The organism is Mesorhizobium sp. M1E.F.Ca.ET.063.01.1.1 (assembly GCF_003998155.1).
GTDB lineage: Bacteria > Pseudomonadota > Alphaproteobacteria > Rhizobiales > Rhizobiaceae > Mesorhizobium.
The window spans coordinates 1-507 of record NZ_RZSC01001535.1 but is presented as its reverse complement, the minus strand read 5'-3'; the positions used below and the strand labels follow the sequence as shown (position 1 = coordinate 507).

Below are 507 nucleotides of genomic sequence, written 5' to 3'. Positions count from 1 at the left end.
CCACCAGCGCCGGCTCCATCGCCCAAGCTCTCGTGGACGTGGGTTGCGCGCACTCGTCAAACACGACCACAACATGTTTCGCATTCTGCTGACCTGGGTGGAGACCTTGGCGGTCCCAGAACAGCACCTATTCGGGCGAACCAACCTTACACGCCTGAGACCCGACCGACGCTTCTTCGGTGGTCGGTAGCATGGCCGTTCGGGCATCATCAAGGTACTTCTGGGAAGCGTGACAGAAAGCGTTCTGCGTTCGGTCGCCGTCGATGTCTTTGCGGTACCGCCTATCCGAAATTGGTCAAGGTCTGCGTGGATGATAGTTTGTGTTCGTCTTGGGAGTCCGCGGTCGCCACGAAGGGGCGGGACGCCATCGTTGCCCTCACTGCGGTCCATGCGCTTCCTCCAAACGACCCACGCTGCGGGAAGACTGACGGCTGCCCATTCTGTCCGATGACCTCGCCGACTTCAGTCCGAACCAGTTGCATAGGATGAAGTCCGCTTGTCCAGTGC

General features: G+C 60.0%; 2 pseudogenes. Both read left to right on the top strand.

Annotation, left to right across the window (positions count from 1 at the left end):
• Positions 1-106, top strand: a pseudogene (locus EOA29_RS43640) (type IV secretion system protein VirB3); the annotation flags it as partial.
• 96 nt (positions 107-202) lie between these two features.
• Positions 203-451, top strand: a pseudogene (locus EOA29_RS44145) (hypothetical protein); the annotation flags it as partial.
• Positions 452-507: the final 56 nt, after the last annotated feature.